The sequence below is a fragment of the Sanguibacter gelidistatuariae genome, assembly GCF_900096585.1.
Lineage (GTDB): Bacteria > Actinomycetota > Actinomycetes > Actinomycetales > Cellulomonadaceae > Sanguibacter > Sanguibacter gelidistatuariae.
The window spans coordinates 256,615-268,081 of record NZ_FMYH01000002.1; the positions used below are offsets into that span (position 1 = coordinate 256,615).

Consider the following 11,467-nt stretch of genomic DNA (forward strand, 5'->3'; position numbering starts at 1 on the left):
AGCCTGTCCCTATGACGATTCTGCGTTCCATCGCGCTCTTCGCCGCCGCCGCACTCCTCGAGATCGGCGGTGCCTGGATGATCTGGCAAGGTCTGCGCGAGCACCGGGGGTGGGCCTGGATCGGGGCCGGTGTCGTCGCGCTCGGTCTCTACGGCTTCGTCGCGACGCTGCAACCGGACGCCAACTTCGGCCGGATCCTGGCCGCCTACGGTGGGGTGTTCGTCGCCGGGTCGCTCCTGTGGGGCTTTGCCGTTGACGGGTTCCGTCCTGACCGCTGGGACGTGGCAGGAGCCCTGCTCTGCCTGGCCGGGGTGGCCGTCATCATGTACGCACCCCGACCAGCCTGAACCGCACTCCTGCGCGTGCGCAGTTCCCCGGCACCACGAGGGGCGCGGCTACGCGACGCAGGCCTCCATCCCGGCCAGCGCCTGGGCGACCGCGTGAGCAAAGCCCGTCGGGTTGTCGAGCATCATCGTGTGCCCGGCATCCGTGACGACGTAGACGGGGATCCCTGCGGCACGCAGGTCGGGGTCGTCTCGGAGCCAGCCTGACCGGTCGCCCTCCACGACCGCGCGCGGCATCGCCAGAGCGCGCAGCACGCCGTCGAGCACCGGCATGTCTGCACCGAGCGCGTGCTCGGAGCGGTACATGGCCACGGGGTCGGCCAGGCGCATGGTCGCCGCCCAGGTGGTGCCGACCTCGGAAAGCTCGAGCGCGAAACCGTGCTCGACGAAGGCATCCTCTGTATACGGCTCGACGAACGGGCGAGGCGAAGGATGCAGGCTGGGCTCGGCCAGGACGAGACGGCCCACCAGGTCGGGACGGCGATCCGCGAGCAGGGTCGCGACGCCGCCGCCCATGCTGTGGCCGATCACGTCCGCTCCTGCGACACCAAGACGGTCGAGGCCTCGGGCGATGGCGTCTGCGTGGTCGACGAGGGTGTAGCCGAAGGACAGCGGACGGTCGCTCATGCCGAAACCCAGGAAGTCGATCATGAGGACCCGGCGTCCCGCCAGGACCGGCTCCGCGGCCGACCGTGCGAAGTAGATCGGGGAGCAGGATCCGAGGCCGTGCAGGTACACGAGCGGCGGGACGTCCCCGCGTCCTTCAAGCTCCACGTACCCCAGGTGTGCGCCCTCGGGTCCGACCTCTACGTGCTTCATTGCGTCTCCTTCCCCGCGACAGGTCTGGCCGACCGGTCGATCTGGCCTGGAGGTTAGCAGCAGGTACCGACGCCGCCGCGAGGTGACGCACCTCGGCCCCATGGCGGCGCCAGACCACGCCAGCGATACTCGAGGAAGAAGACGCGCACCCGACCGGAAGGCACACCGGACATGAAGAAGTGGTCCGTCCTGATCATTCTGGGCTGCGCGCAGTTCGTCCTCGTGCTCGACGGCACGGTGATGAACGTGTCGATCTCCACGGTCGTGGCCGACCTCGACACGACCGTGACCGCCATGCAGGCGGCCATCACGTTCTACACGCTGACGATGGCTTCGATGATGCTCCTCGGCGCGAAGCTCGGTGACGTGTGGGGGCGCCGTCGGGCCTTTGTCATCGGCTCGTGGATCTATGCGGCCGGGTCGCTCATCACGGCGCTGAGCCCCAACATCGTCTTCCTGTTCCTCGGCTGGTCGATCGTCGAGGGGCTCGGCGCGGTGCTCGTCATCCCTGCCGTCGCCGCGCTCATCGCCGACAACTACACCGGTCCCGACCGGGTCAAGGCCTACGCCGCGATCGGCGCGATCTCCGGGGCGGCCGTGGCCGCCGGACCGCTGATCGGCGGCTTCCTCACCACCTACGCCAGCTGGCGGTACGTCTTCGCCGGCGAGGTCGTCATCATGATCGTGGTCGTCTCCTTCTCCCGGGTGGTCACCGACTCCACAGCCCGTCAGCAGGTGCGCATCGATGCCCTGAGCGTGCTGCTCTCGGCGTCGGGGCTGGTCCTGGCCGTGTTCGGGATGCTGCAGAGCAAGACGTGGGGGTGGATCCGCCCGGCGGCCTCCCCCGAGATCGGCGGCGTGGAGATCACCCCGCTGGGGGTGTCACTCAGCGCGTGGCTGATGATCGTCGGCGGATTCCTGCTCTACGGCTTCGTCCGTCGCCAAGCCGTTCTCGTGCGCACCGGGCGCCCGCCGCTCGTGCAGATCGAGATGTTCTCGATCGCCGCGCTGCGCAGCGGGCTGACCGTGCTCGGCGCGCAGTACGCGATCACCGCGGGGCTGTTCTTCATGGTGCCGGTCTACCTGCAGATGACGCTCGGCCTCGACGCCCTGGAGACCGGCCTGAAGATCTTCCCGCTCTCGGTCTCGCTGATCCTCTTCTCGGTCGTCGGCACGCGACTGTCGTCCATCTGGTCGCCGCGCCGCATCGTGCTGTGGGGGCAAGGCATCCTCGTTGTCAGCTCGCTCATCCTGCTGGGCTCGGTCGACCTGGAGCTGCGGAGCGGCCTCTTCGGCGCGGGGATGTTCTGCGCCGGTGCCGCGCTCGGCCTGCTCGCCTCGCAGCTGGGAAACGTCAACATGTCGGCCGTGTCGAAGACGCAGACGAGCGAGGTCGGCGGGCTTCAAGGGGTGTTCCAGAACCTCGGCTCCTCCCTCGGCACGGCGCTCATCGGCTCCGTGCTCATCGCGGCCCTGACCACGTCCTTCGGCGCCGCGGTCGCCGCGAGCGACCTCCCGGCCGACGCGCAGTCGACCGTCGCCGGGCTCACCCAGGGCGGCGTGGCCATCGTCGAGGCCAACAGCGTGGACACCATCGCCGAACAGGCCGGCCTGACCGCCGCCCAGGGCCAGACCTTGACCGACATCTACACCGAGTCCCAGGTCTCCTCGCTGCGCACCGCCCTGTTCGCGCTGACCGTGATCGCCCTGGTCTCGCTGCTCTTCTCCCGCGGCGTGCCGGCGGTCAGCCCACGCCGGCGCCGCACGCCCACCTCTTCGTAGAGCGCGCCACGGGCGCGCTCTGCGTGGTGCCGGCTCACTCGCCGTGGATGAGGACAACCCGCGACGACCGGGGCAAGGATGAGGAATGGACACGCCCGGCGCGAGGTCGATCGCTCAGGAGCTGACCGCGTTCTGGGTGCGAACCTTGTTGATGATCGTCCTGCTCACCACCTGCTACTACGTACTGCCCGACAACGGCCCTTTCGACGATCGCGCGGCTGGCCTGCGCACAGGCGGATCGTTGCTTGCTCTGGTCGGCTTCGCGCTCGTCCTGCGGATCCAGGTCCGGGTGATCCGACGACGCCCCTCGGTCTGGGGTCGCTCGGAAGCCCTGCTCACCGTGCTCTACCTGCTCATCCTGGCCTTCGCCATCACCTACGACCGCATGGCAGGCTCGGCCGGCAACCAGATCGAGGGGATCAGCAACCGGACGGACGCGCTGTACTTCACCGTGACCGTCGTCTCCACGGTCGGCTTCGGCGACATCCACGCCGTCAGCACCGCGGCCCGCGCGGTCGTGACCATCCAGATGCTCGTCAACGTCTTCTTCGTCGGGGCCGCGCTGCGCCTGCTGACCGGGCTGGGCGGCAGCGGAAAGGGCGGCGGGTCCGGTACGGACGGCGACGCCAGGGGGCCTGGGGCGCCGTGACGGCAACCGTCTCGTCCGTGGAGGATGACGCGCGGTGACTCCGGACGCGGCAGCGTTGTTCGTGACAGATGCCACGACGGCGGGTACGGCGACACGGGGATGGGTGGTCACCATGACGGAAGAGCGTGCGGGCAGGGACGAGAACGCCGACGCGCTGAGCGCGTTCGAGGACATGGGACCGGTCGACTACATCGTCGTCGAGTTCCCCGGCAGCCGGTTCACGGGCCACGGCCTGCCCCTCCTCGTCGACCTCGTGGACCGAGGGGTGATCCGCCTCCTTGACCTCGTGTTCGTCAAGAAGGAGCTCGACGGGTCCCTGACCGGTCTTGTGCTCGCCGACCTGGACGCCGACGGCGAGCTCGACCTCGCGGTCTTCGACGGCGTGTCCTCAGGGCTGCTGGGCCAGGACGACATCGACGAGGCGGGAGCCGTTCTCGAGGCCGGGAGCTCGGCCGGGATCCTCGTCTACGAGAACAGCTGGGCCGGGCCCTTTGCCTCCGCTCTCCGGCGCGGCGGAGCGCAGCTCGTGGCGAGCGGCCGGGTGCCCGTCCAGGCCTTGCTGGCCTCGCTCGACGCCGCCGAGCAGCGCGACTGATCCCACCCGAACACCGTAGGAAGGACGACGACCATGCCCGGTCTGCTTCGAGGAGTTGCCAGAGTGGCGGTGGTCGCGGGAACCGCGACGGCCGTGTCCAATCGTGTCTCACGCCGCCAGGCCGGCCGGTGGGCTTCGCAGGCCCCGGAGCCGGAACCGGCACCGGAGAGCGCCCCGCCCCCGCCTCCACCACCCGCCCCGGTCGCCCCGGAGCCTGCCGCCCCGGCAGCCGGCGGGATGGACGACGTCCTCGCCCAGCTGAAGTCGCTCGGTGAGCTCAAGGAGCAGGGTGTTCTCTCCGAGGCGGAGTTCGAGGCGCAGAAGCAGCGCATCCTCGCCGGTTGAGGCGTCCTGAGACGACCCACCTCACATGATGTTCACCGCCCTGGCCACGACGAGCGTGGCCAGGGCGAGCGATATCGCCGACTCCGCGATCACCATGAGCTTGGCCGAACGCCTGAGCGCGGACACGTCCGTGGGACCGAAGGCGGTCGCGGTGTTGAAGGACAGCGCGAGGTAGTCCACGAACTGCGGGGCCCACCGCGGCGGCACGAGGTCGGAGTTGGCCATCTCCGGGAAGAGGAAGGCGACCCCGACCCGGTGCCGCGACGCGGCCCGCGCCGAGGCTCCCCCGCCGTCGAAGTCCCAGAACCACAGTGCGAAGATGATGACGTTCGTCGTCCACACGATCGCCCCGACCGCGAGCAGCAGCCCCGCCGAGTCGAAGGACGCTCCCCACAGGATGCCCTTGACCAGGCGGATCGCCGTCACCGCGTTGGCGACGGCGATCGACATGATCATCAGCCCCGTCGTCACCTTCAACCAGGGGCGTTGCCGGTCGATCAGGCCCGGGTCACCGGCGACCAGCACCCCGAGGAAGACCAGCAGGAAGGCCGGGAACACCCACCGCGGCGACACCAGGAACTCCTTCGGGAGGAGCTGGTGCAGCCCGCCCGCGGCGAGGGTGGCCACCGCCATCGGCCAGCGGTGCTCGGCTGGCGGCGCGGTGTCCTCGACGACGGGATCGTCGTCGGTCATGCCTGATTCACGGTCTCCGCCGCCGATTCGCCCGATGGCACCGGCGGTCTGGCCAAGAGCTCCAGGAGCGCGATCGCCGCGACGGCGACCACCGCGACGGTCACCACGATCGCCGGGGTCGGCGCCGGAGCCAGCAGGATCACCAGCCCCGCGAGCGCGATGATCAGGACCCGCAGGAGGGTCCGGTGCGCGTAGAGCCAGAGGCCGACCGGGCCGGTCGTGACGCCCCTGCGCTGCCCCGCGGTCCGGGCGGCCGCGAAGGCCCGGCCGATCCCGGCGCGCACGCCGCGCGCGGAGTCGCTCCCGCCTCCGAGGTAGGCCGCAGCGGCAACCACGAGACCGAGCACTGCCACCGTGCGCAGCGCCACCCGGATGAAGGCCACCAGCTGGTCGAAGACGATCTCTGCCGCGTCGAGCCGCTCGACCTTACCGGCCAACCCGTCCAGATACAGGCTGCGCCCGATGTAGAGGCCGATGCCCAGGACGAGCATCGAGGCCGCGAGCGCGAGCCCCGCGACGACCAGGGCCCGGGAGCGATGCACGGCGGTGAGCACGCCGACGGCGATCAGGCCGAGGCTGAGCCACGGCAGCCAGGTGCCCACGACGTCGAGCAGGGAGTATGCGTTCTGCAGCTTGACGAGCTGGGTGGTCTGCACGAGCGTGAAGGAGGCGTTGACGGTGGGGATGTTGGCGGCGACCGAGAAGCCGTCCTTGACGAGCTGCGCCTTGAGGGTGTCGATCACTCCGGAGAGCTCGATCGTCAGCTGCCCCTGGTCCCCGATCTGCAGGACGCTGCCGGGCTCTCCCTTCATGACCGCGATGAGCTGGGCGTGCGCCACCCGGTTCGCCTCGATCCAGGCGGTCTCGAAGGCGTCGCTCTCGACCACGGTCGTGGCCGCCTTGCGGATGAGCGACTGGATGCCGTCGGTGAGCGGCTGCTCGACCGCACCCAGGGCCGCCGCTGCTCGGGGTGGCAGGTCGGGGCGGTTCAGCGCAGACACCGCGTCGTGGACGAGCGTGGGCACGTCCAGCTGCTCCATGACCACCTCGGTCAGGCGGTTCTCGATCGCGGACTGGATGACCGGGTCGCTCGCGAGCGGGCCGACCGTCGCGACGTACCGGTCGGTGTCGGTGAGCTCCCGCTGCGCCCAGCTCGCGACGACGGCCACCGGGGCGAGCAGCACCCCGAGCAGGATGAGGACGAGCGCAGCCGCGGATCGTCCGCGGTGGCGGCGCCGGCCCTGGGCCTGCGCACCAGGAGCCTCGCTGCCCGACGACGCAGGTGTGGGCCCGGCCAGCGCCACCTGTTCGCGCAGGGCAGCGTTCTCCCGCTCGAGCTGGGCCAAGCGCGCGGTCAGCCGGGCTGCGTCGGCGTCTCCCTCGGTACGCGCCTCGTCGTCTGGCATCATTGCCTCCTTCCCGTGGACCCCATGGATCCTGGCTCCCTACACACCGGTCTGCGCGATCACCCGTCCCGACGTGATCGCGGCATAGAGCGCCGCGTGGTCGCGCTCGTTCTGCTCGGCATAGGTCTCGGCAAAGTCCGCGATCGCATGATCGAAGCGGTCGCTCGAACCGAGGTAGGCGGCGATCGCCACCCGGTCGCCCGAGCGGGCGTGTGCCCGGGCCAACGACTCCCCGCAGACCCGGCCGTAGAAGGACATCCCGTCGGCCACCATGTCTTCGACCGGGAGCGATGCCTTGCCGTCACGGAGCTGACGCACGTAGAAGTCGCGTTCGACTCCGTCCGGGCCAAGGGCCCGGTCCCAGCCGAGGAAGATGTCGTTGCTCGCCTGCATGAGCTGCTGCCCGGCGACGACCCGCTCCCCCTCGTGCGTGATGTCGTTGGGCGGCACGTAGCCGGCGAGCACGGAGGTCTGCGCCTCCTTGGCCTGCAAGAACAGCGGGTCGCTCCCGTCGATGCCCTCGAAGAGCAGGATCCACGCGCGGGTCCCCACGCTCCCCACTCCCACGACCTTTCGGGCAACCTGCGTGAGCTCGTACTGTGCCAGGAGGTGGCGGCGGTGCCTGGGGAGGCTGCGGCTGTAGGACTGCACCAGGTCGGCAAGGCGTTCGTAGGTCTGGGCGGCGCCCTCCTCTCCCCACAGCTCCTCGACGGGAACGATCAACGGCGGCTGGCTGATGATCCGTGGTCGGCCGTCGACCAGGGTGGTGAGCTTGGACAGCGCCTGGACGCTGTCTCGGGTGCGGGCCTTGTCGACGACGGCCTGGATCTGTTTCTTGCGCCCGGAGTCGAGCTTGCGGCCGATCCGGGACATCAGGTCCTCCATGTCGACGTGGGAGTACCAGACACTGAGGTTGCCCTGGTGGGCGAAGGTGCGCATCGTCTCGCGGTACCCCCGCACGGACCTGCGGACCATCTTGCGGCAGGTCTTGGTGGGGAAGCCGTTGGCCCGCCCGGCCACGTGCAGGCTCGTCGCGAGGCGTTTGACGTCCCACTCGAAGGGGCCCGGGTAGGTCTCGTCGAAGTCGTTGATGTCGAAGACCAGGCGCCGTTCCGGGGATGCGTAGATCCCGAAGTTGCTCAGGTGCGCGTCGCCGCACAGCTGAACCGTCAGCCCCGAGTCCGGGCTTCGGGCGAGGTCGGCGGCCATGATGAGCGCGCCCCCGCGGTAGTGCGCGAAGGGTGAGCTGACCATCCGCCCGGACCGGATCGGGACAAGCTCCGGCACGCGGGACAGAGCCTGGCTCTCCAGCAGCGCAACCGGGTCCGCCCGACCGTGCGCTGAATACTGGGAATGTTGCTCGAGCGGCACCCGGTCGCGGACGGACCGTCCCAGGTCCGCCCGTTCGCCGCGGGTCGGACTCACGCGTCCTCGGTCAGCTCGTGGGCGAGCTCCTTCTCGTCTTCCTCCGACAGCGAGGTCTTGAGCAGCGTGCCGCCGTACTGCTTCATCGCGTCGGCGAACTTGTCCTCGGTGATCTTCGAGGCCATGACGACGACGGCCGCGCTGCCGGGCTTGAGCATCTCCTGGACCTGGGAGCGGAACTCGTCGTCGATCCCTGACTTGCCCATCTTCCCCATGAGCGCGCCGAGCGCGCCGCCGAGGGCCAGCCCGACGAAGGGGACGAGGAAGAGCAGGCCGATGATCATCCCCCAGAGCGCCCCCGATGCGGCGGAGACCCCGACGATCTTTCCCGGCGTCTCGACGTGGCTCTTGCCCTCGGCGTCGACCTGCACGACGGCGAGGCCGGACAGCTGGACGACGAAGTCCTTCTGCAGCTGCATGACCTGGTTGTAGGCCTGGGTCGCGACCGCATGGTCGTCGTAGCCGATCACGATGAGCTCGGACATGGTGGACCTCCGTGGTGAGGGTTATGGTTCGGTACCTCTACCGTCCACCCCGGCGCCCGACGGGGCCTCATCCCAGATGGGTGAGACGACCTTCGCCGCGGCCGGTCACAGGTGGCTGAAGCCGCTCGACTCCTCCGGCGTCATCGGCACGGTGACCGGATGCCGGTGCATGTGGTCGACGGCGTCACGGAGGTCGTCGATGAGGGTCGCGACCATGTCCCGGCTCACGCCCTGGCGCACGAGGACACGCTGCACGGCGATGTTCGAGGCCGCGCCGGTCAGCGGGTAGGCCGGGACCTGCCACCCGCGCATGCGCAGGCGGTCGGCGAGATCGTAGAGCGTGTACCCAGGGTCCTGACCGTCGATGATCTTCCAGGTGACGGCCGGGATGCCATCCTGGGGGGTGCTGCCGAACACGATCTCGAAGGGCCCCAGGGTCGGGATGGTCGCCGCGAGCAGCTGACCGGTCTCGTAGCAGGAACCATGGATCGCGCGGTAGCCATCCCGGCCGAGCCGCACGAAGTCGTAGTACTGCGCGACCACGGGGCCGGCCGACCGGGAGAAGTTGATCTGGAAGACCGGCATGTCCCCGCCCAGGTAGGTGACGTGGAAGACGAGCTCAGCCGGGAGCTCGCCTGAGTCCCGCCACACGACCCACCCCACCCCGAGCGGGGCCAGCCCAAACTTGTGCCCGGAGGCGCTGATCGACTTCACCCGTTCCAAACGGAAGTCCCACACCAGGTCGGGGGCGCAGAACGGGGCCAGAAATCCTCCGCTGGCCGCGTCGACGTGGATGTCGACGTCGAGCCCCGACTCGGCCTGGAGGCGGTCGAGGGCCGCAGCCATATCGGCGATCTGCTCGTAAGCGCCGGTGTAGGTGACACCGAGCGTCGCGACGACGAACACGGTGTTCTCGTCCACCTGCTCGAGCATCTGCTCCGGTGTCATGGCGTAGGAGCCCGGCGCCATCGGGACCTCGCGGATCTCGACGTCCCAGTAGCGGGCGAACTTGTGCCAGACCACCTGGACTGGGCCGCAGACCATGTTGGGTCGGTCGCTCGGCAGGCCTGCCGCCTGCCGCTTCGCCCGCCACCGCCTCGTGGCCGCCATCCCCGCCAGCATGCACGCCTCGGAGGAGCCGACGGCGGAGGTCCCGACCGTGTTGGCCGCCCCCGGTGCGTTCCACAGGTCCGCGATCATGTGCACGCATCGCCGTTCGATCTCGGCCGTCTGCGGGTACTCGTCCTGGTCGATCATGTTCTTGTCAATCGCCCGGTCCATGAGCTCGTGGACCTGCGGTTCCTCCCACGTCTGGCAGAAGGTCGCAAGATTCTGGCGGCTGTTGCCGTCCAGCAGCATCTCGTCGGCGACGAGCTGGAACGCGTCGTCGGACCGGGTCGCGCCCAGCGGAAAGGTGTACTTGGGGACGAGGCCGCGCAGGGCACCGCTGCCGAACAGCGGGTCGGTCATCTCGTCGCGGATCGCGTCACGTTCGTGGAGGGCCATATAGCGATCGTCATGTCGCGGTGAGGCAGCGGCGTCATCCGACGGGGATGAACCTGCGGTCCCCGGATGCGCTGTGATGTCAAGGACCGCCACACAAGACGAAACTGCCAAAAACCTTGTGCCATAGACAAATGTTCGATAGACTTATCAGGAGAAACACGGACAGTTCCAACGAGGGTGGGAGGGTGCCATGAAGCTTGCAAGTCGGTTTCACGAGTTCCCTCAGTCCGCCTCGATGATGGCTGAGTGGTTCGAGGTGGCGGTCAACACTCTGCTTCAGTCGGCATCTGACCAGACCCCTGCAGACTCTCCCGCGGCGCCTTCTCCTGCGGTGCCGGAGGGGTTGTTGGCGCAGTTGGACCTGGTGGACGCGGTGACCGAGAAGATCGCCTCGACGGACCTGTCGGGGTTGGCGGGGTCGTTGGCGGCGGAGGTTTCCCAGCGGGTGCGCCGGGCGACCGACCGGTTGGCGGCGCAACGGTTGGTGTTGATCGGTCAGATCGAGGCCGAAGGGTCGTGGCGGGTGGAGACGATGCATTCCTTCAGTTCGTGGCTGGCCTGTTCGGAAGGGTTGTCGACGGCGTTGGCGAAGCGCACCGTCGCGGCGGCGCGGGCGTTGCGTGACCACCTGCCCGCGACCGCGGCGGCCGCTGTGGCCGGGGAGATCACGAGTGAGCACGTGTCGCTCATGGTGAAGGCGACGGTCACGGAGACGTTGTGTGAGGTGCTGGCTACGCCGGTGACCAGTGATACCCCGGCGGGGCCGGTGTGCACGGGTGAGCAGATGCTCCTGCGGCACGCCGGGGCGTTCAAGGTGGATGAGTTCGCCAAGCTCATCAAGAGTTTCACCGTGGTCAGTGATCCGCAGGCGCAGGAGAAGGCGTTCAAGGACGCGGTCGAGCGGGAGTTCCTGCAGATCTCCCCCACGTTGGGTGGGATGCAGATCAGCGGGTTCGTCACGACCGAGCACGGCCAGGCCTTCAACGCCGCGCTCCGCGCAGTTGCTGGCGTCCCGGCCGCCGACGACCTGCGTCCGGCGGACCTGCGCAAGGTCGATTCCCTCGTGGACCTGGCCCACCTGGTCCTGGACGGTGGGGTCGCCGGCAAGGGCGCCAACGTCCGCCCCCACCTGTCGGTCATGATCACGTGGGAGGAGTTCAAGCGGCTCTACGACCACTCGACCGGCGACCACGCAAGCAACGGTGAGGCCGACGACACGAGCAGTGTCGTGAACGGCACGTCGACGTGCTCGGGCACTACGGCATCGACGTGCTCGGGGCACCCTGGGACTGGGACTGCGACCGCGGCCCCCGCCGAGACCACCGGCCCCGCGCAGGAGCAGTCCCTCGCCGAAGCGATCGCCGCGTCCCAGGCCAGTGGCCACTGGGGCCCGGGTCCTGTGGTCACCCCGACGTGGA

General features: G+C 69.2%; 12 protein-coding genes. 6 read left to right on the top strand and 6 right to left on the bottom strand.

All coding sequences use genetic code 11. From position 1 onward, the window contains the following. The first annotated feature begins 11 nt into the window (after positions 1 to 11). A complete protein-coding gene (locus tag BLQ50_RS05970; RefSeq protein WP_093182059.1) occupies positions 12 to 347 on the top strand; it encodes a YnfA family protein in 336 nt (111 codons plus the stop codon). 48 nt (positions 348 to 395) lie between these two features. Here BLQ50_RS05970 and BLQ50_RS05975 read toward each other — a convergent pair whose 3' ends face one another. Further along, entirely contained in the window at positions 396 to 1,163 is a 768-nt protein-coding gene (locus BLQ50_RS05975) for an alpha/beta fold hydrolase (protein WP_093182061.1), read from the bottom strand. A 171-nt stretch (positions 1,164 to 1,334) separates the two neighbouring features. Here BLQ50_RS05975 and BLQ50_RS05980 point away from each other — a divergent pair, with 171 nt between their 5' ends. The 4 genes from BLQ50_RS05980 (at position 1,335) to BLQ50_RS05995 (ending at position 4,534) form a co-directional block, all read left to right on the top strand. Beyond that, positions 1,335 to 2,945 (top strand): MFS transporter, encoded by a 1,611-nt coding sequence (locus tag BLQ50_RS05980; protein ID WP_093182063.1) that lies wholly within the window; start codon positions 1,335 to 1,337, stop codon positions 2,943 to 2,945. Positions 2,946 to 3,030: 85 nt separating this feature from the next. Beyond that, a complete protein-coding gene (locus tag BLQ50_RS05985) occupies positions 3,031 to 3,594 on the top strand; it encodes a potassium channel family protein (protein WP_217629113.1) in 564 nt (187 codons plus the stop codon). A gap of 112 nt (positions 3,595 to 3,706) precedes the next feature. Then, complete coding sequence (locus BLQ50_RS05990) at positions 3,707 to 4,189, top strand: DUF6325 family protein (RefSeq protein WP_217629114.1); 483 nt, start codon at positions 3,707 to 3,709, stop codon at positions 4,187 to 4,189. 33 nt (positions 4,190 to 4,222) lie between these two features. Further along, positions 4,223 to 4,534, top strand: coding sequence for an SHOCT domain-containing protein (locus BLQ50_RS05995; protein WP_093182064.1), 312 nt, complete (start codon positions 4,223 to 4,225; stop codon positions 4,532 to 4,534). Between the two features lie 21 nt (positions 4,535 to 4,555). Here BLQ50_RS05995 and BLQ50_RS06000 read toward each other — a convergent pair whose 3' ends face one another. The 5 genes from BLQ50_RS06000 to gad form a co-directional block, all read right to left on the bottom strand. Further along, on the bottom strand, positions 4,556 to 5,227 hold the full coding sequence (locus tag BLQ50_RS06000) for a hypothetical protein (RefSeq protein WP_093182066.1): 672 nt from the start codon (positions 5,225 to 5,227) through the stop codon (positions 4,556 to 4,558). Next, positions 5,224 to 6,633, bottom strand: a complete 1,410-nt coding sequence (locus BLQ50_RS06005; RefSeq protein ID WP_139185757.1) for a hypothetical protein — start codon at positions 6,631 to 6,633, stop codon at positions 5,224 to 5,226. The genes BLQ50_RS06000 and BLQ50_RS06005 overlap by 4 nt, the downstream gene beginning before the upstream one ends. Positions 6,634 to 6,672: 39 nt before the next feature. Next, entirely contained in the window at positions 6,673 to 8,058 is a 1,386-nt protein-coding gene (locus tag BLQ50_RS06010; RefSeq protein ID WP_093182069.1) for a DUF2252 domain-containing protein, read from the bottom strand. Next, on the bottom strand, positions 8,055 to 8,543 hold the full coding sequence (locus BLQ50_RS06015; RefSeq protein WP_093182070.1) for a DUF1269 domain-containing protein: 489 nt from the start codon (positions 8,541 to 8,543) through the stop codon (positions 8,055 to 8,057). Before BLQ50_RS06015 ends, BLQ50_RS06010 begins: the two co-directional genes overlap by 4 nt. A gap of 105 nt (positions 8,544 to 8,648) precedes the next feature. Beyond that, on the bottom strand, positions 8,649 to 10,049 hold the full coding sequence (gene gad, locus BLQ50_RS06020) for a glutamate decarboxylase (protein ID WP_093182072.1): 1,401 nt from the start codon (positions 10,047 to 10,049) through the stop codon (positions 8,649 to 8,651). A gap of 373 nt (positions 10,050 to 10,422) precedes the next feature. On the opposite strand from gad, the gene BLQ50_RS06025 reads away from it, so the two are divergent. Further along, positions 10,423 to 11,467, top strand: a 1,045-nt coding sequence (locus tag BLQ50_RS06025; RefSeq protein ID WP_217629115.1) for a DUF222 domain-containing protein, incomplete at its 3' end; no start/stop codon positions are given.

Coding starts and splice junctions, on each gene's coding strand:
- BLQ50_RS05970 (WP_093182059.1), top strand. CDS start 12: ATGACGATTCTGCGTTCCATCGCGCTCTTCGCCGCCGCCGCACTCCTC.
- BLQ50_RS05975 (WP_093182061.1), bottom strand. CDS start 1,163: ATGAAGCACGTAGAGGTCGGACCCGAGGGCGCACACCTGGGGTACGTG.
- BLQ50_RS05980 (WP_093182063.1), top strand. CDS start 1,335: ATGAAGAAGTGGTCCGTCCTGATCATTCTGGGCTGCGCGCAGTTCGTC.
- BLQ50_RS05985 (WP_217629113.1), top strand. CDS start 3,031: ATGGACACGCCCGGCGCGAGGTCGATCGCTCAGGAGCTGACCGCGTTC.
- BLQ50_RS05990 (WP_217629114.1), top strand. CDS start 3,707: ATGACGGAAGAGCGTGCGGGCAGGGACGAGAACGCCGACGCGCTGAGC.
- BLQ50_RS05995 (WP_093182064.1), top strand. CDS start 4,223: ATGCCCGGTCTGCTTCGAGGAGTTGCCAGAGTGGCGGTGGTCGCGGGA.
- BLQ50_RS06000 (WP_093182066.1), bottom strand. CDS start 5,227: ATGACCGACGACGATCCCGTCGTCGAGGACACCGCGCCGCCAGCCGAG.
- BLQ50_RS06005 (WP_139185757.1), bottom strand. CDS start 6,633: ATGCCAGACGACGAGGCGCGTACCGAGGGAGACGCCGACGCAGCCCGG.
- BLQ50_RS06015 (WP_093182070.1), bottom strand. CDS start 8,543: ATGTCCGAGCTCATCGTGATCGGCTACGACGACCATGCGGTCGCGACC.
- gad (WP_093182072.1), bottom strand. CDS start 10,049: ATGGCCCTCCACGAACGTGACGCGATCCGCGACGAGATGACCGACCCG.